Annotated in this window: 18 protein-coding genes and 2 pseudogenes; 9 read left to right on the forward strand and 11 right to left on the reverse strand. The window is 68.9% G+C overall.

Going from position 1 to position 23,410, the window contains the following annotated elements:
* Positions 1 to 8: 8 nt before the first annotated feature.
* The 5 genes from OG496_RS12465 to OG496_RS12485 all read right to left on the reverse strand — a co-directional run bounded on the left by OG496_RS12465 (position 9) and on the right by OG496_RS12485 (position 6,329).
* Positions 9 to 2,099 carry a type IV secretion system DNA-binding domain-containing protein gene (locus OG496_RS12465; RefSeq protein ID WP_405970900.1) on the reverse strand — a complete coding sequence of 697 codons (2,091 nt, stop codon included), beginning with the start codon at positions 2,097 to 2,099 and terminating at the stop codon, positions 9 to 11.
* 722 nt (positions 2,100 to 2,821) lie between these two features.
* Complete coding sequence (locus OG496_RS12470) at positions 2,822 to 3,154, reverse strand: hypothetical protein (RefSeq protein WP_405970901.1); 333 nt, start codon at positions 3,152 to 3,154, stop codon at positions 2,822 to 2,824.
* A 421-nt stretch (positions 3,155 to 3,575) separates the two neighbouring features.
* Complete coding sequence (locus tag OG496_RS12475) at positions 3,576 to 4,067, reverse strand: DUF3846 domain-containing protein (protein ID WP_405970902.1); 492 nt, start codon at positions 4,065 to 4,067, stop codon at positions 3,576 to 3,578.
* A 174-nt stretch (positions 4,068 to 4,241) separates the two neighbouring features.
* A complete protein-coding gene (locus tag OG496_RS12480) occupies positions 4,242 to 4,565 on the reverse strand; it encodes a hypothetical protein (RefSeq protein ID WP_405970903.1) in 324 nt (107 codons plus the stop codon).
* A 339-nt stretch (positions 4,566 to 4,904) separates the two neighbouring features.
* A complete protein-coding gene (locus OG496_RS12485; RefSeq protein WP_405970904.1) occupies positions 4,905 to 6,329 on the reverse strand; it encodes a recombinase family protein in 1,425 nt (474 codons plus the stop codon).
* 44 nt (positions 6,330 to 6,373) lie between these two features.
* On the opposite strand from OG496_RS12485, the pseudogene OG496_RS12490 reads away from it, so the two are divergent.
* Positions 6,374 to 6,448 (forward strand): annotated as a pseudogene (locus tag OG496_RS12490) (mismatch-specific DNA-glycosylase); the annotation flags it as partial.
* Positions 6,449 to 6,649: 201 nt separating this feature from the next.
* Here the strand turns inward: OG496_RS12490 and OG496_RS12495 are convergent.
* The 3 genes from OG496_RS12495 to OG496_RS12505 all read right to left on the reverse strand — a co-directional run bounded on the left by OG496_RS12495 (position 6,650) and on the right by OG496_RS12505 (position 8,763).
* Positions 6,650 to 7,036, reverse strand: coding sequence for a hypothetical protein (locus tag OG496_RS12495; RefSeq protein ID WP_405970905.1), 387 nt, complete (start codon positions 7,034 to 7,036; stop codon positions 6,650 to 6,652).
* A gap of 81 nt (positions 7,037 to 7,117) precedes the next feature.
* Positions 7,118 to 7,840 carry an ABC transporter permease gene (locus OG496_RS12500; RefSeq protein ID WP_405970906.1) on the reverse strand — a complete coding sequence of 241 codons (723 nt, stop codon included), beginning with the start codon at positions 7,838 to 7,840 and terminating at the stop codon, positions 7,118 to 7,120.
* 2 nt (positions 7,841 to 7,842) lie between these two features.
* The gene (locus OG496_RS12505) at positions 7,843 to 8,763 is read right to left on the reverse strand and encodes an ABC transporter ATP-binding protein (protein WP_405970907.1); all 921 of its coding nucleotides are present in this window, start codon (positions 8,761 to 8,763) and stop codon (positions 7,843 to 7,845) included.
* 108 nt (positions 8,764 to 8,871) lie between these two features.
* On the opposite strand from OG496_RS12505, the gene OG496_RS12510 reads away from it, so the two are divergent.
* The 3 genes from OG496_RS12510 (at position 8,872) to OG496_RS12520 (ending at position 11,957) form a co-directional block, all read left to right on the forward strand.
* On the forward strand, positions 8,872 to 10,026 hold the full coding sequence (locus tag OG496_RS12510; protein WP_405970908.1) for a sensor histidine kinase: 1,155 nt from the start codon (positions 8,872 to 8,874) through the stop codon (positions 10,024 to 10,026).
* A 14-nt stretch (positions 10,027 to 10,040) separates the two neighbouring features.
* Entirely contained in the window at positions 10,041 to 10,703 is a 663-nt protein-coding gene (locus OG496_RS12515; RefSeq protein WP_405970909.1) for a response regulator, read from the forward strand.
* A gap of 99 nt (positions 10,704 to 10,802) precedes the next feature.
* Complete coding sequence (locus OG496_RS12520; RefSeq protein ID WP_366497229.1) at positions 10,803 to 11,957, forward strand: ROK family transcriptional regulator; 1,155 nt, start codon at positions 10,803 to 10,805, stop codon at positions 11,955 to 11,957.
* A 195-nt stretch (positions 11,958 to 12,152) separates the two neighbouring features.
* Here OG496_RS12520 and OG496_RS12525 read toward each other — a convergent pair whose 3' ends face one another.
* Both OG496_RS12525 and OG496_RS12530 read right to left on the reverse strand, forming a co-directional pair.
* Positions 12,153 to 12,914, reverse strand: a complete 762-nt coding sequence (locus tag OG496_RS12525; RefSeq protein WP_405970910.1) for a GntR family transcriptional regulator — start codon at positions 12,912 to 12,914, stop codon at positions 12,153 to 12,155.
* Between the two features lie 239 nt (positions 12,915 to 13,153).
* Complete coding sequence (locus OG496_RS12530) at positions 13,154 to 14,038, reverse strand: RNA polymerase sigma-70 factor (protein WP_405970911.1); 885 nt, start codon at positions 14,036 to 14,038, stop codon at positions 13,154 to 13,156.
* A gap of 158 nt (positions 14,039 to 14,196) precedes the next feature.
* Here OG496_RS12530 and OG496_RS12535 point away from each other — a divergent pair, with 158 nt between their 5' ends.
* The gene (locus OG496_RS12535) at positions 14,197 to 15,027 is read left to right on the forward strand and encodes an alpha/beta fold hydrolase (RefSeq protein WP_405970912.1); all 831 of its coding nucleotides are present in this window, start codon (positions 14,197 to 14,199) and stop codon (positions 15,025 to 15,027) included.
* A 45-nt stretch (positions 15,028 to 15,072) separates the two neighbouring features.
* On the opposite strand, the pseudogene OG496_RS12540 reads toward OG496_RS12535, so the two are convergent.
* Positions 15,073 to 15,966: pseudogene (locus OG496_RS12540) on the reverse strand (DMT family transporter); the annotation flags it as partial.
* On the opposite strand from OG496_RS12540, the gene OG496_RS12545 reads away from it, so the two are divergent.
* The 4 genes from OG496_RS12545 (at position 15,957) to OG496_RS12560 (ending at position 23,365) form a co-directional block, all read left to right on the forward strand.
* The gene (locus OG496_RS12545) at positions 15,957 to 17,405 is read left to right on the forward strand and encodes a PLP-dependent aminotransferase family protein (protein ID WP_405970913.1); all 1,449 of its coding nucleotides are present in this window, start codon (positions 15,957 to 15,959) and stop codon (positions 17,403 to 17,405) included. The pseudogene OG496_RS12540 and the gene OG496_RS12545 overlap by 10 nt on opposite strands.
* Positions 17,406 to 17,541: 136 nt before the next feature.
* Positions 17,542 to 19,125 (forward strand): alkaline phosphatase D family protein, encoded by a 1,584-nt coding sequence (locus OG496_RS12550; protein WP_405970914.1) that lies wholly within the window; start codon positions 17,542 to 17,544, stop codon positions 19,123 to 19,125.
* 140 nt (positions 19,126 to 19,265) lie between these two features.
* Positions 19,266 to 20,705: an SWIM zinc finger domain-containing protein gene (locus tag OG496_RS12555; RefSeq protein ID WP_366497235.1), complete on the forward strand. Its 1,440-nt coding sequence runs from the start codon at positions 19,266 to 19,268 to the stop codon at positions 20,703 to 20,705.
* Positions 20,702 to 23,365, forward strand: a complete 2,664-nt coding sequence (locus OG496_RS12560) for a DUF6493 family protein (RefSeq protein ID WP_405970915.1) — start codon at positions 20,702 to 20,704, stop codon at positions 23,363 to 23,365. The genes OG496_RS12555 and OG496_RS12560 overlap by 4 nt, the downstream gene beginning before the upstream one ends.
* Positions 23,366 to 23,410: the final 45 nt, after the last annotated feature.

Raw genomic sequence — 23,410 nt, forward strand, 5'->3', positions numbered from 1 at the left:
CCAGACGTTCATGTCGTCCTCCGTGGCGCTTGCCCTATAGGTCCATCCGGCCGGGCGTCGTCGCCTTGCCACCGCTGACGTAGCCGCGCGTCGACGTCCAGGCCGTCAGCCCCGAACCGCGCCGCGCTTTCGCGTCGTAGATCGGTCGGATCACTGAGGACGCGGCCGTCCGGCTGGCGCGTACGGATAAGAAACGGTTCGCTTGGCTGCCGGTTCACCAGGACTTCCGCATACGCCTCGTGAGCACCGAGGAGTCCGAGGTCATCCGCCACCAGGCCGCCGCCAAGAACGCTGGCCAACGTGGATGCGTCCTCGCTGCTGGGACGGAACACCACACGATTACGGGCATTCGCGATGATCCCCGCCTTCATCTTCGGCGGGAGCTGGCCCATGTGCTGATGTGCCACTGTCAGGCCGACGCCAAGGCCGCGCGCCTGGGCGAACATGTCGCCGAGATCAACCGGCAGTCGGAGATACTGCTGTACCTCGTCGATCACGACCATGACCGGGTGTCGCTGAATCGACGGAACCGCCGCTCGCCGCTGCATCGCTTGCCAGAGCTGCGTCACCAGCAGCGCCCCGATCATCTGGGACGTCTCGCTTCCGATGACGCCAGCGTTCAGGTTCACCAGCACGATGCGCGGACGTTGAAACAGCTCGTCCAACCCGAACCGCGGGGATGCTTGACCCAGCAACCTACGGATCGCCGTGCGGCTCAAAAAAGCCCGGGTCTTGTTGAGAACCGGGCTGATGACTTGTTGGCGTTCGGCCTCTGACAGGCCGTCGTACCAGGAGAAGAAGGGAGCAAGGACGAGCGCATCGTTGACCTCGGCGAGCACGCGGCGGCGGAAGGCCGCGTTGGTCAGGAGAACAGGAAGGTCAGCGAGCGTGCTTTGGCCACTTCGGCTCAGTGCGACGAGCGCGTGCATGAGGACGTCGGCACTTCGAGGCCCGAGGCTGGTGCCGTACAGCTCACGGAACAAGTGCAAGAGGTGGTCGGCGCGCTGCTCGGCGTCCTCGGGACGACCGGCCAGCGGGTTGAAGCCGACGACCATCCCAGCTTGTCCCGGCTCGATGACCACCACGTCCTTACGACGCTCTGCGGGGACGCCGGCCAGGATCGCTTCTACCAGGTCGCCCCGGGGTTCAAGGACGAAGACACTTCGCCCGGCCGCCACGTCGGCATGAAGCAGCGCGGCCAGCAGCGTGGATTTCCCGCTACCCGTCGGCCCGACGACGTGCAGATGATGCAGCGCACTTTCCGTCGGCAGCGTCACCAGTTGGTCGCGCTGACTTGGGTGCAGGCCGGTGCCGAGGACGCGTGCGCCCGGTTGGTGCCGTCCTTCTCGCGGTACGAGGAGCGCGGAAGGTGCCGGGTACTGGCGGCCGTGACGCGCGTGCCGTGATCCCGTCGCTTCTACCGGCCAGCCGATGACCGACGCCAGTTCCGCCACGTTGAGGACGCCCGACCAACGGTTGCCGTCCGCCGCGTCGTCGAGCTGGTTCACGCCGCGCGTCGTGGGCCGCAAAACGTGAAGGCTTCCGTGCGGCCCGCTGGCAAGTTGGATCGCTTCGCCTAAGGAGCGGACGAGAAGACGGGCCTGTTCCGCGCTGCGGGCACGGGCACCGATGCGGCCCCGGATGAGTAGCAGCGGCTCCGCCGCCTTGGCCTTCCAAAGTTTCCGAGCGTCGGCCGTCTCGTGGACAACGGCGACCAGGCCGAGCGCACGGGCGATGCTGAACTGCTCCGCCCTCTGCTTCCGGTTCTGTGCTGGCCCGACGATCCACTGAAGGGCGACGGATTGCCCCCGTGCGAGGGCGTTCATAATTTCGAGGAGTCCAGCGGTGACGCTGGCGGCCATGTCCGTACGGACGGGGTCGGCGAGGCTCGACAGGCGGACGTTGGCGGCGACCATGGGGACGGGCCGCGCCGGTTTGTCGAGCGGAACCAGCACCAGGCCGGGAAGCTGCGCTTGCAACTGGCCGGGGAACTCGGCGCGGATCGCGGAGTCGACGCCGACCAACCAGCGGACGTCACCGCCGGATGATGCGCGCGTCTCAAGGACGGCGGCCGGCGTGCGCTTGAACCAGCCGACCAATGGCCGGTAGGCCAGGGGTTGGAGTGCTCTGACTACATCGGGGGCGGTCAGGTCGTGGGGGAAGTGAATCTCGAACCAGGTGAGGCCGGTGTGATCCGGCGGGCCTGTTCTCTTGGTGGGTGTCAGTGAATCTGTCTTGTCATTAGTCCTCCTGTCGCGTTCCTAATTTTGAGGTGCACAAAGATTGCCTCGCGCCGGGGCGCTGGTTGCTCGTGGGCTATGTGCTTCGGGTTGGTCGTGCGAGCTGCTGACCGTCGGTGGTCTGCCGCTCTTCCGTATTCCACTATGGGGAAGCGAGCGGAGGGGATCAATGACTTTGGCACGGACTACAACACCGATGCGAAACGTCTCAACAGAGGCGCGAACACCAACGGGACGCGAGCCCGTTTACTATACTTATGCAAGTGACTGAGGACTTGCTTGGGTTTGGTTGATGACGAACAAAAATACCGCCGAGGTGGCGGTATTTGCTCCTCTGAGACATATCGTCTCCACGTCTGCGCAAGTCTATTTCTTTTCGGACTTTCGCTTCTTTATGTATCGAACGACAACCCAAATTAAAGCAACTGGAACAGCGATCCATAGAAGGATCACGATCCAAGGCAGTATGACGTAAAGCACGTTGATAAATTCTTCCATGTGGACTCCCTTGATTAATGTAACTTGATCGGTGCAGTAGCGGGTGGCGAGATCGGATTTCTCCGACCCCGCCACCCCGGAAGTTACGCCGTCCTACGGACGCAATTCCATCCCCATACGTCCCGGCCCATCAGCTCGGCGTGCGTACCCCGGTACCTGTCCTGGCACCAACCGTTGATGTCGAGACCGCCGGTGAACGTGATTCCAGCCGGAACAGACAGGTCGTAGCAGTACCAGCTGTACGGGTTGAACCCGTTCCAGAACGAGGCCCCGAAGTGGCCCTGACGATTACAAACCTGGTTGTGGTACACCGGGTAGATGTAGGTCGTCGAAGCCTGCGCCGGTGTGGCCGTAGCCATGCTGATGCCGACCATCATGCCGATGGCCAGCAGCAGGGAAACGAGTCCCTGCCTCACTCGGGGGACGAATCCCCTACGAGTCAAACCCATGTCTTACTCCTGGGTCGTTGGGTGTGAATGTGCGAGATTCACGCCAGCAAGCCGTCCGGTATCTGACCGAGGCGGCGTGGCGTTACGGAATACAAATGGATTTCGTATCCGCTCTCGTCGATGGTGGATTATGAGGCATTGTTAAAGTAATTACAAGCACTAATTTTTTGGAAAAGAAAAACCCCTCATCCCGACATGGCTTTGCCGGGATGAGGGTCCGCCGTCACCGTCGGGAGTAAGCGCAACGGGAGGCGGAGTTCAGATGCGGCGCGCGGGCCGTCACTTAGTCTATTAATGACACAGTCGGTGTGCTTTGCAGAGGGCGGAATTTACAACACGACATAAAGAAACCCCCTCCGAAGAGGGGGAATCCCACGGGCTAACGTGACTACTGCACGCCGATAACCCTCGCGCTCCTGACGGTCGCGAACGTCTCCTCATGGATGATCGCGTAGTTATACGCCTCGAACCAGTCAGTGAACGTCAGCGACTTTCGCGACCATGGACCGTCAGGCCGATGCAGGAACTCGACGCCGTACGTCTCGGTTTCGAGAAGCAGTTCAATCAACTGCGACGGAACCGACTTGGTGAACCCGCGCCTATCCGGCATACCCGTGAGGACTGCATCCCCGCTGATATACGCCTGGCCGCGGAGCCCTTTGGCGTGCTGCCACAACAGGACGGTTGCGCGGTGGTTGAACGGCAACGACCAAAGCATCGCCTCGTCGTTCGCCAGGATCGAAGCCGGCGGTACGTCGAGGTTGAACGCCTCGAACGTGCCGCCGACCATCTCCTGAATGAGCTTGTCGTTCTCGGCGTCGAACTCAACCCGCTTGATGGGCTGTTCTTCGGCGCAGGGGAGCAAGATGCCGGTAATCACGGAACCACTTCGCCTCTCGACCGTGGGACTCTGGTCCGGGGTGACGGTCGTTTCACCCCGGATTTGAACCTCACGTGGCCAAGTTGATAAGCCCCGCCCCGATGACCCTTTCGGGTCACCAGGACGGGGGTTTCCACGCTGCCGGGAGCGGTGGCAGACGCGGAGCTGTGGGGTTTAGCTGCCGTTGCCAACCTTGGTTCCGGGAACGCGGCCACGGGTGCCGCGCGCGTCCTTGAGAATCTGGGGCATGTTGTCGGCAGCCTTGTTGAACTCCTCCAGCGGGACGTACATGTCCTGCTTGGTGTTGTCGGGCATCGTGACTTCGAGGATCACGAGGTCGGCGCTGATGTCCGAGAACGACTTGAGTTCGGGAACCAACACATCCAGCGCCTTCGGCTGGTCGATGTCCGGGTGCTGCCGGACGACGACCTGTGCGAACTGCTTGTCGGTGCCTTGCTTGCCACTGAGGTCTGAAACCTTCTGGCTGACAATCGCCATTTCTGCTCCACTCGTTGGGTTGGTGCTCGGCCGGGGCTTCTTCCTCGGCCGTTACTCTTATTAAGCCAAAATGATCTGGCGGAGCACTTGGGGAGTTTGGTCGGTGGAGTTTGGGAGTGATTGATATATAATTAATGCAGAGATTTATACATGACAGCCCAGCAACAAGGACCATCAGTACCAACGAATCGGCAGCCGACCATCAAGGTCGAGCCGGTTCAAGGTGAGACGGGCACAAAAGAATCCAGCCCCGCACCTATGACGATGCAGGACTGGATTCAACGTGAACTAGCAAAGGCACCTCCTCTTACGCAGGAGCGTGAGAAGAAGATCAAGCAGTTACTTCTCGGGTGAACGCCAAACTGGCTTCGCCCGTTCTGCTTCGTACACCCCGCCCTTAGGATTACTGGCAGGCATGATGACGATGACTTCAAAGACTTCACCGATGATGGCCTGTTGGCGCTCAAGCCCGATGTCATCCCATTCATCGGCAGCGGTCGTGACCTTCCGCTTCATACGGACATGCTTGGCAGCCTGACCCTGAAGTACCTTCTGCTCATCTTCCAGCTCCTTGATCGAGGGAAACACGATCGAGCCTGACATCTCACCGGTGCGGTAAGCGGTCATCAACTCGGCAATCTTGGCTGTGACTTCATCGAGTCGCGTTTGGCTCTCGAAGGGCTTCTCTTCAACCGCGTCGATCGGTTGGTTGAGGTAGGCCAGCACCAACGCCGTGATCTGCTTGTCGAGCTTGGGGCCGGACATCGCCACCCTGGCGCAACCGCCAGCATCAACCGACTGGCAGGCGTACATGAAATAGGTGTCAGTCTTGCGAGTACGCACCATGCGCGAACCACACAGGCCGCAGCGGAGAAACTTACTGAGAAGCGCTTTGGTTGGCTTCCGTCGTCGCCCCAGCTTAGTTTCCAGCTCTTTGCAGACCGCCCGCCAAGTCGCCTCATCCGTTAGCCCGCCGTCTCGACGCTTGATTGGCTCGCCATCTGTTCCAATCAGCAGTTCCTTACGGTAGACAGCGAGACCAGCAATACCGGGGTCAATGAGGATACGGCGGACGGTCTCACCGTTCACGCGACCACCGCGCGCTGTTGTGATGCCCTTCGTGCGCCACTCATCGGCAATGGCTGTTGGACGCACGCCCGCGAACACGTCCTCGATCGCTTTGAACGTGATGGCTGCCTTCTCGGAATTGATGGAACCATCTTTGTTCCGATAGAAAGCGGGGTAGTTGCTGAAGATGTTTCCCTTTAGCGCTTCGTCACGGTAGAAGTCAGTGACGCGCTTCACCGTCTTTGCGCTCGACTGGTTGGCGACAGCGACCAACATACGCGCGATAGTCTGACCGTCTGGATCAGTAAGATCCAGGGTCATTGAAGGTAGCCACAACACCGGCTTGGGACGCTTCTGCTTCAAGTAGGCATCGCAGTACGCCTTGATGACCCGTTCAAGGTCCGTGTTCTGGCGAAAGACGCGGTCGAGATCCCACGCGGCGATGCCGTCGTTCTTGTCGTCGATAAAGTCCTGAAGCCACGCCTCGAAGTCGTCACGAAAGACTTCCGGCTTATAGGCCGACTTATCGTTGTCGGTGTAGTCGCGTGTTTGGACGGCACCCCGCGACGCAATAAGCGGGTGCACTGTCCGCAACTGTCGATCGATGCCAGGTGCCCGCTCTTCATCCGTATCAGAGATGCGAGCATAAGGGCTGACCCTCAAAGGCGAATTTGATTCTGAATTAATCTCGCTCACAAGATCAATTTTAAAACAAATGGGTAGTTATTGGAATATTCAGAGGGCTGAACGCGCACTGGACGGCGGCGACGATGGCCGAGGAGTTCGGGCGGCTGCGGGTCGCCGCGCAGGACTAGACCCTCACGGCGGGTCCATCTCCGTTACGACGGCCAGGAGTTGGAACGGAAGTTCCTTGTCCCACTGAGCTTCTTCAGATCGGCCACCGATCGGGTGATGCGGCTGAGGTGTCGACCACGGTCATCGCGCTCGATCCTGCTGGTCGACCGGAGGTCAACGACGGACCCACCGTCACTCTCCCGGGGCGCAGTTGAAGAAGCTCACTGGGACACGCCGAGGGCGATCCACCGGCCGGTCTCCGGCGACTTCCACAGGTGTACGTCCGGCACGTGCGCGCTGAGCGAGGCCCAGGGCTCCGGTATGTCCTCGCCGCCTTGCGACCGCTCGAACGCGCTCTCCAGGCTGATGACACGGGGCGCGCTCCAGCGTTCGATCAGCCGCACGCCGAGTCCGTCCCGGTCGAACTCGTACTGTGCCTCGGTCTCCTCCCGCTCCGTCCCGTCGTCCTCCCAGAAGTCGCCGCTCGTCTGCAGTTCGGCGATGTGACAGCCGGGTCCTCCCGTACCCACGTCCGTCCTGCCGTGCTCCGCGGGAAAGTCCCGGGTGCACAGCAGGTCGATCGTCGCCGGCCAGTGCGTGATGTTCATGCCTCCAGTAAACCGGCCCGCACTGACAATTGACGGGGCGTCAGCGCCTGCTTGGGGTCAAACGTTCCGGCACGTCCGGGGTCAGGCGTCCCGGCGCCGCACGCTCCGTGCCCCCGCCGCCAGCACCGCCGCTGCCCACAGGGCCGTCACCCCGAGTCCGGTCCACGGCCCCATCGCCCCGGCCCAGGTCTGGTGGAGCGCCACCTGGCCGGCCCGGTCGGGCAGAACGTCCGCGATGTCGCTCGACGCGTCGCCGACCACGAAGGACACGATCAGCAGGAACGGGATGAGGGTGCTCAGTGTCGCCACCCCGCTGCGCAGCACCGCCGTGAGACCGGCCGCGAGCAGCGCCATCAGCGTGAGATAGACGGCGCAGCCGACCACACCGCGCACCTGCTCCGCCCAGCCGAGTCCGTCGGCCTCGGCGCCCAGCACCGCCTTTCCGACCACCAGCGTCACCACACCGGTGACCAGGCCGACGGCGAACACGGGCACGGCGATCGCCGTCGCCTTGGCCGCGAACCAGCGCCCCCGGTGCGGCACCGCGGCCAGCGACAGCCGTAGCGCTCCACCTTGGAACTCCGAGGACACGGCGGTCGTACCGAAGGCGATCGCCGCGATCTGGCCGAAGGTCACGCCGAAGAAGACCGCGAACATCGGGTCGAAGTCGTCGCCTCCGGTGTCGGACGAGGCGAGCACGGAGAAGACCACCGTCACCGCGAGGATCATGGCGAGGGCCGCGAGCTGTGAGCGCAGGGTACGGATCTTGATCCACTCGGAGTGGAACACGGGCGTGAACGTCATGGTCAGGCCTCCTGGTGCGGTGCGGTGAACTCGGTCTCCGTGGCGGTCAGATCGAGATAGGCCTGCTCCAACGTGCCCTCGGTGGCGGTCAGTTCGAGGATCGGTACTCCGGCCGCGGACAACAGGGTGCCGATCTCGTCCACGCGTGCGTGCGCCACGGTCCAGTGCCCCTCCTCGTGTTCCGTGCCGTCGAGACCGTGCCCGGCGAGTGCGCTCTTGAGGGCGCCGGCGTCCGTCGTACGGATGCGTACGTGGGGTTGCACGCGCGCGTCGATGAAGTCCCGCATCGGGGTGTCGGCGAGGAGACGGCCGCGGCCGAGGACCACGAGGTGGTCGGCGAAGGAGGCGGTCTCGTTCATCAGGTGGCTGGAGACCAGGACCGTACGGCCCTCCGCCGCCAGCCGGCGCAGCAACTCCCGGATCCAGACGATGCCTTCGGGGTCCAGGCCGTTCGACGGCTCATCCAGCAGGACCACCTCGGGGTCACCCAGGAGGGCACCGGCGATGCCCAGCCGCTGGCGCATGCCCAGGGAGTACGTCTTCACCCGGTGCCGCGCGACCGACGCGAGCCCCGTCTCCTCCAGCACCGCGTCGACCCGGGCGGCCGGGATGCGGTTGCTCGCCGCCAAGGCGCGCAGATGGTCGCGGGCGGTACGGGAGCCGTGCGCGGCCTGGGCGTCGAGCAGGGCGCCCACGTGGCGCAGCGGCTCGGTGAGCTCGGCGTAGGGGCGGCCGCCGATGGTGGCGGTCCCGGAGGTGGGGCGGTCGAGGCCGAGGACGAGGCGCATGGTGGTGGACTTCCCGGCGCCGTTGGGGCCGAGGAAGCCGGTGACCTTGCCGGGGCGGACGTCGAAGGTGACGTGGTCCACGGCCCGCCGGGTGCCGTACTCCTTGGTGAGGTCTCGTACGTCGATGCTGGTCATGACCAACAGCCTGGCCGGTCAGGGGAGTTGGTGCCTCCCCCGCCGGTGGAGATCGCCTCCCCCGCCCGGGGGAGGCCGATTGTCGGTGCCGGGTGTCACGATGTCGGAATGGCCCGCTTCCTGCGCCCGCTGCTCCGGGGGACGACGTACACGCGTCTGCTGCATCTTTGGGTGCCGATGCTGATCGTGAGTGTCTGGCTGTACATCGACATGTCGACGCCCTATGTGCCCGCGCTCATGCTCATCCCGGTCGGCCTGATCCCGTCCGTGCGCATGGGTGAGGGGGTACAGGCGCGGCTGCTGCTGACGCCGGGCGAGCAGGACTCGGGCATCTCTGTCGCACCGGCGGCGACCTGGCGGGACCGGGGCCGGACCGTGCTGTGGCTGGAGACACGGATGGCGCTGAGCGTGCTGGGTTCGTTCAGCACCATCTGGGGGCCGCTCCTGTCCGTGACGCTCGTCGGGCTGGCGATCGGCAAAGTACCGGACGGCGTCCCTGTGCTGAGCAACGCTCAACCACACTGGGGATACGCCCTCCTGGCACTGCTTCCCCTGATCGCGATGTACGCAGTCGTCGTCGGCCTCGGCGAGTTGGCCACACTGCTGGCCCGGAAGCTGCTCGGCCCCTCGCGCGCGGAGCAACTCGCCGCCCTGGAAGAGCGCACCGAGCAGTTGCTGGAACGCACCCGCATCGCGCGGGAGTTGCACGACTCCATCGGTCACGCGCTGACCGTCGCGGTGGTGCAGGCGGGTGCCGCCCGGGCGGCGGGTGATCCGGAGTTCACCGAGCGGGCGCTGGGTGCCATCGAGGAGACCGGTCGGGCGGCACTGGAGGACCTGGAGCGGGTGTTGGGCGTGCTGCGGGAGGCGGAGCGGCCAGTGAGCGGCCGGCCGACGCTCGTGGACGCCGACCGGCTGTTGGAGTCGGCGCGGGCCTCCGGGGCGAAGGTCGACGCGGAGGTGACCGGGCCGTTGGAGACGGTGCCGGGGCCGGTCTCCCGGGAGGGGTACCGGATCCTGCAGGAGGCGCTGACCAATGTGCTGCGGCACGCGGGTTCCGTCCCCGTGCGGGTCCGTATCGGGGTCGCCGACGGCACCCTCGATCTGGAGGTCCGCAATCCGCTGACGGCGGCGATACCGGGACCGGGCCGGGGCAGTGGTCTACGGGGCATACGCGAGCGTGCCGCACTGCTCGGCGGGCGGGCGCACACCGGGCCCGACGAGGGTGACTGGCAGGTGCATGCGGAGCTGCCGCTGGGCTGATCTAGGCTGGCCGGATGCCGGTCACCGTTCTCCTAGTCGATGACGAACCCCTCGTACGCGCGGGTCTGCGGGCCGTACTGGAGGCGCAGCCGGACATCGAGGTGGTCGGGGAGGCCGCCGACGGGGCCGCCGTGATCCCGCTGGTGCGGCAGCTGCGGCCGGACGTGGTCGCCATGGACGTACGGATGCCGCTCCTGGACGGCATCGAGGCCACGCGCGCGGTGCTGCGCACGGTCGACGATCCGCCGAAGATCCTGGTCATCACGACCTTCGAGAACGACGAGTACGTGTACGAGGCGCTGCGGGCCGGTGCCGACGGGTTCCTGCTGAAGCGGGCGCGGCCCGCCGAGATCGTGCACGCGGTGCGGCTGGTGGCCGAGGGCGACTCGCTGCTGTTCCCGGCCTCCGTACGGCAGTTGGCCGCCGAGTACGGCGACGACGGCGGGAACCGGGCGGCACGCGCGGTGATGGAGCGGGCCCAACTGACCGAGCGCGAGGCCGCGGTGCTGCGGCTGATGGCGCGGGGTCTGTCGAACGCGGAGATCGCCGCCCGGCTGGTCGTCGGGACCGAGACGGTGAAGTCGCACGTGAGCGCCGTGCTGGCGAAGCTGGGGGCGCGGGACCGTACGCAGGCGGTGATCGCGGCGTACGAGTCGGGGTTCGTGGCGCCGGGGTGAATCAGTGGGGCGAGTGGGTCGGGGGCGCCCGGCTCTCGCCGCGGTCCGCCGCGCCGAGTACGATCCGCCCAACACGCGCACGAGCTGGGAGGACAGACCTTGGCGGGGCTGACCGGCGGGGACCCCTCGCTGCTGCGGAGGATCAACTCCGCGGTGGTGTTGCACGCGTTGCGTGCCACGGACTGCGCCACGCTGACGGAGATCACCCGGGTGACCGGTCTGTCCCGGCCGACCGTCGAGGGCGTCGTCGAGGGACTGATCGAGGCCGGGCTGGTCGTCGAGAAGGCGGCCGACGAGAGCGTTGTACGGCGGCAGGGGCGGCCCGCGCGGCGGTTCCGGTTCCGGGCCGAGGCCGGGCATCTGCTGGGCCTGGAGATCGGCGCACATCGCGTCGCCGTGCTCCTCGCCGACCTGGACGGCCGGGTGCTCGGCGCGATCGCGAAGGACGTCGACGAGACGGCTTCGGCGGACGAGCGCCTGGAGCGGCTGCGCACCGCGGTCGCCGAGTTGCTGCGCCGGGCCGGGGTCGCACGCGGCTCGCTGCGCGCGGTGGGCGTCGCCACGCCGGGCATCGTCGAGGCGGACGGCACCGTACGGCTGGGCACGGCGTTGCCCCAGTGGACGGGGCTGCACCTCGGCGAGCGGCTGAGCCGGTCCTTCAAGTGCCCGGTGCTGGTCGAGAACGACGCCAACGCGGCGGCGGTCGCCGAGCACTGGAAGGGCGCGGCGACCGAGTCCGACGACATGGTGATGGTGCTGGCCGGGTTGAGTCCGGGCGCCGGTTCGCTGATCGGGGGGCGGCTGCATCGGGGGTATCGCGGGGCTGCCGGTGAGATCGGCGCGCTGCATCTGCTGGGGCGGGACGTGACTCCGGAGACGCTGCTGTCCACCACGGACGAGCCACTGCATCCGTTGGACGAGCAGGCGGTGGCGCAGGTCTTCGCGCTGGCGCGGGACGGTGACCAGCGGGCGATGGCGGCTGTCGACCGGTTCATCCAGCGCCTTGTGCACGATGTCGCCGCGCTGGTGCTGGCGCTCGATCCGGAGCTGGTCGTCGTGGGTGGTTGGGCTGCCGGGCTGGACGGTGTACTGGAGCCGTTGCGGCGGGAGTTGGCGCGGTATTGCCTGCGGCCGCCGAAGGTCGCCCTGTCGTTGCTCGGGGAGGCGGCCGCGGCAACTGGGGCGTTGCGGTTGGCTCTTGACCATGTCGAGGAGCAACTGTTCGCGGTCGAGGGCACGGTGACGCGGCGCTAGCTTGACCGGGGTGATCGTGTGCCGGGTGCGGGTTCGTTGCGGCTGGGCGCGCCCACGCGGCGGAGCCGCAAATCGATACAGCCCCGTGCCCCTTTGGGCGCTGCCGTGCCCCGCGTGAAAAACACGCCCAGCACGTAGAACGCGTCGCGCCCCGGGTGGAGTTCCCGGGGCGCGACGGATGAATCCTGATCTCGGTCAGGAGGCCTGGCGTTCCGGGCCGTGGTGGATTTCTACGCCTCCGGAGTCGGCGAAGGTCAGGCGGCAGGTGTCGGCGCGGTAGGTCGCGACGGAGACCGCGGCGGTCCGGCCCTCGGCGAAGAAGCGGGTGGTGACGACGAGGACCGGGGCTCCGGGGAGGCGGTCCAGCTCCTTGGCGTCGTCCGCGCGGGCCGAGCCGAGTTCCACGGCACGGTCCTGGCCCTCCAGTTCGAGGCGCTGCAACTCGCGCAGGACGGCACGCGCGCGTGCCGTCGCTGAGGGAGTGTCTATGGCGGAGAGGTCGGGCACCGACGACTCCGGGATGTAGAGCAGTTCGGCGGCGACCGGCTGGCCGTGGCTCACCCGGGAGCGCCGCACGATGTGGACCAGTTCCTCGGAACGGGTCTCCAGGACGTCCGCGACGGCCGCCGGCGGGGCCGCCAGCACACAGTCGACGGACTGCCAGGCGTCCTCCCCGGCGCCCGGCCAGGCGTGCTGCTCGGTGCCGACGGCGACACCCACGCGCGGCGGCGCGACGGTCGTACCGACTCCGCGACGGCGCTGCAGCCGGCCTTCCAGTTCGAGTTGTTCCAGAGCCTGCCGGAGCGTGGCCCGGGCGACGCCGAAGCGGGCCGCCAGGTCGCGCTCGTTGGGCAGGATCTCGCCCACGGAGAACTCGGAGTCCAGTGCCTCACTCAGCACTGTCTTGAGATGCCAGTACTTCGGCTCCGGCACCGATTCCAACTGCGTGGTCCCCACCCTGTCCTCCGCAATCGCCGTGTTCCGGCGGCGTTTTAGCGCCCTTGTTTATTAAAGGTTGTTTCACTTATCTGCGACCATAGGACGGCCCCCACCCTTGGTCAAGACCAATCCTCTATGTCATATGCGATGCACAGAGCGTCTGCCGCAGAGCGTTCACAGGGCGTTCGTACTGGGTGTTCTTCGTGACGTAACAGCAAAGCCCCCGTCTCGAAACGGGGGCTCCGCCCGGGCCACGGCTAAGCGGAAGCCAGTGATCGAAGCTTGTCGGGGTTGCGGACGATGTAGACGGAGCGGATACGTCCGGCGGATACGTCCACCTGGAAGACGCTGTCGGGCGTGTCACCCGAAAGGATCAGTACCGCGGGTCCGCCGTTGAGCTCCAGGAAGCGGAACGACATCTCCGGGATCCCCTTCGCGGCGACGGCGACCAGGAAGCGGCCCACATTGTCGGCACTCTCCAGGATGCGCAGCGGCGCCTTGGACTTGCCGCCGCTGTCGCCGATCAGACGGACGTCCGGGGCGAGCATCTTCATGAGGCCCGCCAGGTCGCCCTCGGCCGCCGCGGCGAGGAACCGCTCGGTGAGGTCGCGGCGTTGGGCCGGGTCGACCTCGTAGCGCGGGCGCCGTTCGTCGACGTGTTTGCGGGCCCGTCCGGCGAGTTGGCGCACGGCCGGCTCACCGCGGTCCAGCATGGCCGCGATGTCGGCGTACGGGTAGCCGAACGCCTCTCTGAGGACGAACACGGCGCGTTCCAGCGGGGACAGCGACTCCAGGACGACGAGTACGGCGAGGGAGACGGAGTCGGCGAGCACGGCGCGTTCCGCGGTGTCGGGGACGGTGTCCCCGAAGTCGGTGACGTACGGCTCCGGCAGCCATGGGCCCACGTAGGCCTCGCCGCGCGCCTTGACCTGGCGGAGCCGGTCGATGGCGAGGCGGGTGGTGACGCGCACCAGGTAGGCGCGCGGTTCGCGGACCTCGGCGCGGTCGGCGGCGGACCACCGCAGCCAGGCGTCCTGGACCACGTCCTCGGCGTCGGCCACCCGCCCGAGCATGCGGTAGGCGACCCCCATGAGGACGGGGCGGTGTTCTTCGAAGACATCGGTCGGGGTGTCGGTGGTCACCGCTCCATCCCATGCGTTGGGCGCGGCCCTGTCCAGCAGAAAACCGTGGGCCCCAAGGTCCCCCGCATTTGGGGCTACCGGTGAGTAGCAGTTGCTGACAAGCTGTCTACACAACCTGCACGGCGTCTGCCGGCGCGTCCCAGACGAGGAGCATCCCCATGTCCGCCACCGTCTCCTTCCCGGTCCCAACTCCACAGGGCCCGAAGACCGTGACCGTGTCCTACGCGCGCGTGGGCAGCGGCGAACCGCTGCTCCTGCTGCACGGCATAGGTCACCACCGGCAGGCCTGGGACCCGGTGGTGGACATCCTCGCGACCGAGCGCGATGTGATCGCCGTGGACCTGCCCGGGTTCGGCGCCTCGCCCGCGCTCCCGGAGGGGCTGGCGTACGACCTGACGACGACGGCCGCCGTGTTCAGGGCCTTCTGCGAGGCGCTGGGGCTCGAACGCCCGCATGTGGCGGGCAACTCGCTCGGCGGCCTGATGGCCCTGGAGCTGGGCCGCGAGAAGGTCGTACGGTCCGTCACCGCCCTCTCCCCCGCCGGGTTCTGGTCCCAGGCAGAGCGGCGCTACGCCTTCGGTGTGCTGCTCACCATGCGGCGGATCGCCCGCAGCATGCCCCTCCCGCTGGTCGAGAAGCTGGCGCGCACGACGGCCGGCCGCACCGCGCTCACCAGCACCATCTACGCCCGCCCGGGCCGCCGTTCACCCGAGGCCGTGGTCGCCGAGACGCTCGCGCTGGTCAACGCGCCCGGGTTCGACGACACGCTCCGGGCCGGTACGAGCGTCCGGTTCACCGACGACATCCCCGGCATCCCGGTGACCGTGGCCTGGGGTACCCAGGACCGGCTGCTGCTGCGCCGCCAGGGCGTCCGCGCCAAGCAGATGATCCCCCGGTCCCGGCTGGTGCGGCTGCCCGGCTGCGGGCACTGCCCGATGAGCGACGACCCGGCCCTGGTCGCGCGCGTCATCCTCGACGGCAGCCGCTGACCGGCGCGGGAACAGCCCCAACGCGCCCGATCCCAGGGCCACTCCGGCGCCGACGAGGGCGCTGCCTGCGGCCTGGGCGGCCCCGTAGGAGCCCGTTCCGACGAGCGGCGCGGTAGCGGCGGCGACGACCGGGATGAGGCCTGAGAAGAGCGTGGCGCGCTCCGCGCCGATCCGCTGCATGCCCATGTACCAGCACACGAAGCCGACGACCGTGACGACCGCCGCCTGCCACAGCAGCGCGGCGGCCTCGGTGCCGTCGGGGCGCCGCAGCCAGGCGGTCCCGTCGAGGACGAGTCCGCCCGTCGCCGCCTCGACCGCGGCGAGCCCGCACACGGTGGCCGACAGCAATCGTGGTCCCAGGGGCCGCAGTACGGGAACCGCGAGCACCGCGAAGCCCACCTCTCCCGCAAGTGCGCACCCGGAGAAGGCGATTCCGGCGCCGTCCGTACGGCCCCATCCCTGGACCGCGAACGCGCCCACGACGACGAGCGACGCCCCGTAGAGCACGATCCGCCGTGGCCGGCGTCCTTCCAGGAGGGGGACGAGGACCGCGACGGCCACGGGGGCGCAGCCCACGAAGACGCCCGGGACGGCCGGTTCGGCGCTGCGTTCGGCGGCGATGACGGCCAGGTTGAAGCCGACCATGCCGACGGCCGCGAGCAGTGCGAGACGGGCCCATTGGCGTGGGGTGAGCGTCCGCAGCCGGGCCCTCGCGTCCTTGCCGGTGAACGGGACGAGGAGCAGGCAGGCGAGGCCGTAGCGCAGGAACTGGCCGCCCGCGTATGGGTAATGACCCAGGACGCTGTTCGCGGTGAAGGACGCTCCGACGAGGACGCAGGCGAAGGCGGCGAGCGGGGTGCCGCGGGCGGTGGTGGCGTTCATGGCGGCGACGCTAGGGAGATCGGCGGTCCGGTTTAAGGTCCACTTCCATGACGTCATCGCGGACCAATCCGGAGGAGCCGACCGGTCCGGAGGGTCTGCCGGGTTCCGCCGCCTGGGAGTTGCTGCTGCCCGCGGCGTCGGCACCGGCACGCGCGCGTGGCCGCTCCCTTCAGGCGGCGCTGCGCGAGGCGGTGCGTTCGGGGCGGCTGGCGCCGGACACCCGGCTGCCGTCGAGCCGGGACCTGGCGGCCGACCTCGGGGTGTCCCGGGGGCTGGTCACAGAGGCGTATGAGCAGCTGACGGCGGAGGGCTATCTGCGCAGCGGGCGGGGTGCGGGCACCTGGGTGGGCGGTGCCGTACGGGCGGCGCGGCCACACGCGCGTGACCTCGCGCCACGCTCCCCCGGCGCCCGCGCCGACTTCGTGCCCGGCACCCCGGACCTGTCGCTGTTCCCGCGTGCCGCCTGGGCGTCGGCGCAGCGCGGTGTGCTGGCTGAGGCGCCGCACGAGATGCTCGGCTATCCCGATCCGCGCGGGCTGCCCCGGCTGCGTACGGCGCTGGCGGAACTCCTGGCGCGCCGCCGGGGTGTGGTCGCCGACCCGGAGCGGCTCGTCGTGGTCTCCGGAGTGGCGCAGGCGACGGCGCTGCTCGGATTCGTGCTCCGCGCGCGCGGGACACGCACCGTGGGCGTCGAGGACCCGGGCAGCCCCCAGCACGACGCCCTGTACGCCTCGGCGGGCGTCGGCACCGTACCGCTGCCCCTGGACGGGGAGGGTCTCGCGGTCGGGCCGCTACGGGCGTCGGGCGTACGGGCCGTGGTGACCACACCCGCCCATCAGTTCCCCACGGGCATCGCCTACTCCGCGCGGCGGCGCGCCCAACTCCTCGACTGGGCGCAGTCGGTGGACGGTCTGGTCTTCGAGGACGACTACGACGGCGACTTCCGCTACGACCGAGCCCCCGTGGGCGCGCTCCAGGGTCTCGACCCGGAGCATGTGGCCTACGCGGGCTCGGTCAGCAAGTCCCTCGCCCCGGGGCTGCGGCTCGGCTGGCTGCTGGTGCCCGAGTCGCTGGCCGACGAGGTCGTCGAACGCAAGCGCACCATGGACCTCGGCCACCCGACGCTCGACCAGGCACTGTTCGCCCGCTTCCTGGAACGCGGCGACTACGACCGCCAGTTGCGCCGCTGCCAGCGCGCCTACCGACAGCGCCGTGACGCCCTCGTCGCCGCCCTGGAGGAGCACTTCCCGGGAGCGGAGGTGACCGGCATCGCGGCGGGACTGCACGTCATCGCCGAACTGCCGGAGAAGTACGGCCCTCAGGAGGACTTCCTGGAACGCGCGGCCTCCGCCGGTGTCGCGGTGCGCCCGCTCAGCGCATACGCCCACGCGCGCGTGGACGACGCGGTCGTACGGCTGGTCCTGGGGTACGCGCATCTGTCGCCCGGGCGGATTCGTGCGGGTGTGGGTCTGATGGCCGGCGCCGTACGCCCGTAGAGAGTCTCTGGTGTCGCACGCGGGCCCCCATGTCACCGCGTTCCGTTGTTCACCCCTGGTTTGCGTGTGCGCTGTGGCGCACCAGTAGTTGTGGCAGTGCACCCTGACCGCATCCCGTCCGTGGAGGCGCAACCCCATGTCACATCGTCCGTTCCCCGCCCGCCGTAGCGTTCTGCGCGGCTCCCTGGCCGCGTCGGCGGCCCTGACCGTGCCCGCCGCCCTCGGCGCCGCCCCGGCCTTCGCCCTGTCCGGGCGTCCCCAGGCGGGCTGGGGCGTGCAGGCGGGAGACGTGACCTCGGACTCCGGGCTCGTGTGGGTGCGCTCGGACCGCCCGGCCCGGATGATCGTGGAGACCTCGGCCACCGAGTCGTTCCGCAATCCGCACCGGTGGCACGGTCCGCTGCTCGGCGCCGACACGGACTTCACCGGCACCACCCGGCTGCGCGGGCTGCCCTCGGGGCAGCAGATCCACTACCGGGTCCTGCTCGCCGACCCCGACGACCCGCACCGTACGGGCGAGCCGGTCGACGGCACGTTCCGCACGGTGCCGACCGGGCGGCGCGGCGTGCGTTTCCTGTGGTCCGGTGACCTCGCGGGGCAGGGCTGGGGCATCAACCCGGACCTCGGCGGCTACCGGATCTACGACGCGATGGCCAAGCTGGACCCGGACTTCTTCGTGTGCAGCGGCGACAACATCTATGCCGACGGTCCGATCACGGCGACCCAGGCGCTGCCCGACGGCAGCCTCTACAGGAATGTCACCACGGAGGAGAAGTCCAAGGTCGCCGAGACCCTGGCCGAGTTCCGCGGCAACTTCCGCTACAACCTGCTCGACGAGAACCTCAAGCGGTTCAACGCCCAGGTCCCGTCGATCATCCAGTGGGACGACCACGAGGTGCGCAACAACTGGTACCCGGGCGAGGTGATCGCCACCTCCGACACCCGCTACACGGAGAAGAACGTCGACGTCATGGCGGTGCGCGCCCGACGGGCGTTCAGCGAGTACTTCCCGATCTCGACACTGCGGCCGGGTGCGAAGGAGGGCCGGGTCCAGCGTGTGATGCGGCACGGTCCGCTGCTCGACGTGTTCGTCCTGGACATGCGGACCTACCGCAACGCCAACTCGCCCGACAAACAGACCGTGGACCCGCAGGGCATCCTCGGCCGGGAGCAACTGGAGTGGCTCAAGCGGGAGTTGTCGCGCTCGCGTGCGGTGTGGAAGGTGATCGCCGCCGACATGCCGCTCGGCCTGGTCGTGCCCGACGCGACCGAGGGCAAGCCGAACATCGAGGCGGTGGCGCAGGGCGACCCGGGCGCGCCGCTCGGGCGTGAGCTGCAGATCGCGGAGCTGCTGCGGTACATCAAGCACCGGCGGATCACCGGCACCGTGTGGCTGACGGCCGACGTGCACCACACCTCCGCCCAGCACTACCAGCCCTCGCGGGCCGCGTTCACCGACTTCGAGCCGTTCTGGGAGTTCGTCTCCGGTCCGCTGAACGCGGGCGCCTTCCCGGCCAGCGCTCTCGACAACACCTTCGGTCCGGAGCGGGTGTTCGTGAAGGCGCCGACCGCGCAGAACGTGTCGCCGGCCGAGGGCTACCAGTTCTTCGGCGAGGTCGACATCGACGGCCACAGCGGGGAGTTGACGGTGCGTCTGCGCGAGCAGGACGGCACCGTGCTGTTCGCCAAGACCCTTCAGCCGGGACGGGTCGGCCAGTAACTCCACTACCCTCGTACCTGAGCCGCGCACCGGCGTCATCCCCCGGTGCGCGGCGTGTGCCGATGCCTGCCAACTCTCCGTCGGAATAGACGTTTTCGCAGGTCAGAGCGATTGTCAGTGGTCGCCTCTACGGTTTTCCCATGACGCGATCTTTGCAGGCCGTGACCTATCCCCGACCCTCCGTGCTGGAGTCGTCGGCGGATGGACGGCGCCTCGGGCTGGAGACCTCACGAGGTGCGACTCCTTCGGGTGTCACCGACCATCCGCGCTTCTTCGCGGGCTTCCTGACCTCGCCTCAGGTGGCCTCGGCAGCGCTGCTGGCGGTGGCGGACGTGGCGGCCACGCGCTACTACCAGCGCCAACTGGCCGCCTCCCTCGACCCGGTGGTGACGGCGGGCGGCGACCGGCTGCGCTTCGAGTCCTTCTCCGGCTGCGGCGGGGTGTACGCGCGGCTGGACGTCCTCGCCCCCGGACTCGACGGCGACGAGGTGGGACACGGCACGACGAACGTCGACGTCAACAACCCGCTGCGCGAGGCCCTGTCCCGGATCGGCACGGACGACCCGCTCCATCTCCGGGTCGGCCCCGAGGAGTTGGCCGTGACCACGCTCGACGGCCCGGTCGTGGAGAAGAAGGTGCCGCTCCCGGACCGGTGGCTCCGCGGCTTCGCGGAGGCCCAGGTCATAGCGGCCGGCTTCGACCTCCGGGCCGAGCTGCCCGCGGCGGAGGCGGTCCGGTTCCTGCGCTCACTCCCGAAGAGCGGCGCGCGCGGCACCACGAGCGGCCCTCGCTGGGTCGTTCCGGCGGGACGCGGCCTCCGCCCGACGACCCGCCCCGTACCGGGCGCGGTCTGCCTCCCGGGCCCGGAGCGCCTGATCGCACTCCAGCGCGTCCTGCGCCACGCGACGGCCCTGCGGATCTACGGCCCCTCCGTCATCGGCGCCTCGGCGACGGCCGGCGCGTGGGAGGCCGTCCTGCCGGGCATGCGGCTCACCCTCACGCTGTCGCCGGACGCGTCACGCGGATTCTCCGGCGAGGGCGGGGTCCTGGACGCACTCGCCGCCGACGAGGCGGGCGAGGACGCGGAGTTGATCTCCGTACTGCTGGCCTGGGAGCCCCGCATCGACGTCGCCGACATGGCCGCCTCCTCGGGACTCACCCCCGAGCGGGTCCGCGCCGCGCTGACCCGGCTGGGCACCTCGGGGCGCGTCGGCTACGACACGGCGGAGGCGGCCTACTTCCACCGTGAACTGCCGTACGACGCGCAGCGCGTGGAGCGTCACAATCCCCGGCTGCGTTCGGCCCGCGCGCTGGTGGCGGCGGGGGCGGTGACCTTGGAGGGCGCGCTCGGGACGGTGACCGCCGAGGACGGTCATGTGCACCGGGTGCGGGACGAGGCGGGGGTGCTGAGTTGCAGCTGCGTGTGGTGGGCGAAGTACCGGGGCGGGCGCGGGCCGTGCAAGCACGCGCTTGCGGTACGGATGGTGCGGCGGGGCGAAGCGACGGAGCAGAGCACGGTCCGGGATGCGGACCGGAACGCGGATCAGACCATGGTGCGGGTCGACGGGGGTGTGCGATGAGTTCGCTGATGGAAGCGGTGCGGGCGGGCCGGACGGCCGAGGCGGTGGGGCTGCTCGACGGGTTGACGGACGCCGAACGGCGGGCGTTTCTCCCGGAGTTGAAGGAACTCCGCAAGGAGCTGCGCAAGGCGCCCTGGGAGGAGCCGTCCCGCCGCGCCTACCCGGCTCTGCACGCGGCCGGAGCCGCCTGCGAGACCGGGGCGGCGGCCGCGGCGACCTGGATCGCCGCCACCGACATGCGCTGGTCGCAGTCGTCACCGGCGCTGCTGATCCACATCCTGGGCGACCGCGACACCGCCTGGCTCGCCGACGTGACGCACCGCCTCGCCGGACGCCCGGCCTCCGCCGACGTGCCGTACGAGCTGATGGCCGGTCTGGTACGGCTCTCCGGCTGCCCGGTGCCGACGACGGACGCCTATGTGCGGGCCTGGGTGGAGCACATCGGCAACCTGCGGCAGCTCGGGAACACCCTGCTGGACCGGCTGCGCAAGGATCCGCATCTCGCGGAGCTGGTGGACGCCGTCTTCGAGACGGAGGACATCGGCAGCCCGCTGGAGTGGACCTCGGCCGAGGGACCGAACAGCTGGGTCGACGCGCTCGCCCAGCTCACCACCGAAGGCGTCCTGGACCGGAAGCGCGCGGTGGACGCGTGTGCGGCCCGGCTGCTGCGGGGCGGTACGACCCTCGACAACCGGGTGTTCCTGCGCGTGTTGAAGGCCCTCGCCCTGACTCGCGACGAGGAGCGGGAGCGGGTCGCCGACTGGCTGGCGCTGACGTCGGACGCGGTACCCACAGTGGCCTCGCATGCCCAGTCGGTGCTCGGTTCCCTGGCCCTGGACGGGGAGTTGACGCCGCGTCGACTGGCGGAGATGTCGGACGCCGTGCTGTTCCGGCCCGAGAAGAAGCTCGTCCGGGCCCAACTCGTGCTGCTGGGGAAGGTGTTGGCGCGGGACGCGTCGGCCGCCGACGAAGTGCTGCCCGCCCTCGCGCAGGCCTTCGGGCACGAGGACGCGGACGTACAGGAGCGGGCACTGAAGCTGGTCGAGCGACACCTCAAGAAGGTCGCCTCCCCCGGGGTACTGGCCGAACTCGCCGCGGCCGCCGACCAGTTGACCCCCGTCCTGCGCGCACGCGCGGTCGAGACGCTGGGCGCGGCGCCGGTGACGGCGGCGGCGCTGGTGTACGAGGAGATGCTCCCGCCGGCACCGGAGCCGGCGCGCCTCGTACCAGCGCCCGAGTCGGCGGTCGAACTCGCCGAGGAGGTGGGGGTGTTGCTGGCGACCGAGGGCGACGTGGCGACGTTCGAGCGGACGCTGGACGGGCTCGTCCGCCATGCGTACCAGGACCGGGACACCCTGCTGGAGGCATTGGTGCCGGTGGTCGCGCGCCGCTGGTGGGCCGGTGACGGCCCCGGGCACGTCCAGCGTCCGGACGACCACTTCAGCAGGTCGCACCACACCTTCGGCAGCGGGTCGTACGGGTTCGACCTCCTGCTGGCCACCCTCCTGGACAAGGTGCGCACCGTCACCCTCCACGAAGGGATGCGGCACGGCCACCGGGGCCGGGAGTGCGGGCACAGCGCACTGGCGCGGGCCTTCGACGCCCGGGTGTGGGAAGTGGCGTACCGGCTCCGCGCGGAGCCACTGCCGTTCCTGCTGTCGACGCCGAGTTGGAGCACGGGGTTGCTGGAGCCGGACGAGCTGGTGGACCGGCTGGACGCGTACCGGCGTCTGGGCGCGCGGGTCTCGGAGGCCGACTTCGCGCAGGCGCTGCTGCGGGTGCGCCGCGAGGACCGGGTGGCGGCCGCCGCTGCCGCCGAGCGGGCGGAGGCGCTCGGCACGGCGGAGGGCACCCGGCTCGCGCGCCGGCTGACGTCCGAGAGCCCCACCCTGCCGCTGAGCAGGCGCCGGACGTCCGGGGCGCGCGTCGTGGTGGAGTTGGGTGAACTCCTCGATCTTCAGGAGGACTTCCCGGCGGAGTTCCGTGCGCTGGGCAAGCCGGTGACCGCCAACGGCGACCGTTGGTACTGCTACCACTGGAACCAGGACATGCAGCGGCACTGGCTCGCGATACTCCCCGAGCGTCGCGAACTGGTGGCGGCTCGGCTGGTGCGGGACGTGTCCGCCGCCGCGCTGGACGACACCCGCGGCGCAGCGGCCGTACTCCCGCTGCTGGCCGAGTCCGAGGGGGTGGCGGGTCAGGCCACGCACCTGTGTCTGGCGTACGGGCTCGGTGCGCGGCACCCCGAGGACCGGCTCGCCGCCGTAGACGCGTTGCTGGTGCTCGCGGCGCGGGGGCAGTTGGACGGGGCCCGGCTGGGGGCTGATCTCGGGGAGCTGGTGCGGAGCGGGGCCGTGAAGCCGTCGCGGCTCGCCGAGTCGGTGCGGACAGGGGCGGCGACCGGGGCGAACGCGACCATCTGGGGGATCCTCCGGCACACCCTGGCCGCGCTGCTCGCCGACCTCGACGGTGATGCCAAGCCCGCCCACGCGCGGGGGCTCGGGGACCTCCTGGCCGTGGCCGCCGAGTGCGCGGAGCGGTCCGGGGCGCGGGGTGAACTGCCGTATCTGGCGCAGACGGCGGCCCGGGGCGGCTCGTCCCGGCTGGTCACGCAGGCACGTCGGCTGCGCAGTGCGCTGGTGGAGGAGGTGGCCGCATGACGTAGGGCGACAGGGCTGACCTCCGGTGCACCGCACTCACCAAAA

Origin of the sequence: Streptomyces sp. NBC_00988, assembly GCF_045162645.1 — a bacterium.
Taxonomy (GTDB): Bacteria; Actinomycetota; Actinomycetes; order Streptomycetales; family Streptomycetaceae; genus Streptomyces.

Coding starts and splice junctions, on each gene's coding strand:
- OG496_RS12550 (WP_405970914.1), top strand. CDS start 17,542: ATGTCACATCGTCCGTTCCCCGCCCGCCGTAGCGTTCTGCGCGGCTCC.
- OG496_RS12505 (WP_405970907.1), bottom strand. CDS start 8,763: ATGACCAGCATCGACGTACGAGACCTCACCAAGGAGTACGGCACCCGG.
- OG496_RS12510 (WP_405970908.1), top strand. CDS start 8,872: ATGGCCCGCTTCCTGCGCCCGCTGCTCCGGGGGACGACGTACACGCGT.
- OG496_RS12560 (WP_405970915.1), top strand. CDS start 20,702: ATGAGTTCGCTGATGGAAGCGGTGCGGGCGGGCCGGACGGCCGAGGCG.
- OG496_RS12545 (WP_405970913.1), top strand. CDS start 15,957: ATGACGTCATCGCGGACCAATCCGGAGGAGCCGACCGGTCCGGAGGGT.
- OG496_RS12535 (WP_405970912.1), top strand. CDS start 14,197: ATGTCCGCCACCGTCTCCTTCCCGGTCCCAACTCCACAGGGCCCGAAG.
- OG496_RS12495 (WP_405970905.1), bottom strand. CDS start 7,036: ATGAACATCACGCACTGGCCGGCGACGATCGACCTGCTGTGCACCCGG.
- OG496_RS12500 (WP_405970906.1), bottom strand. CDS start 7,840: ATGACGTTCACGCCCGTGTTCCACTCCGAGTGGATCAAGATCCGTACC.
- OG496_RS12515 (WP_405970909.1), top strand. CDS start 10,041: ATGCCGGTCACCGTTCTCCTAGTCGATGACGAACCCCTCGTACGCGCG.
- OG496_RS12555 (WP_366497235.1), top strand. CDS start 19,266: ATGACGCGATCTTTGCAGGCCGTGACCTATCCCCGACCCTCCGTGCTG.
- OG496_RS12480 (WP_405970903.1), bottom strand. CDS start 4,565: ATGGCGATTGTCAGCCAGAAGGTTTCAGACCTCAGTGGCAAGCAAGGC.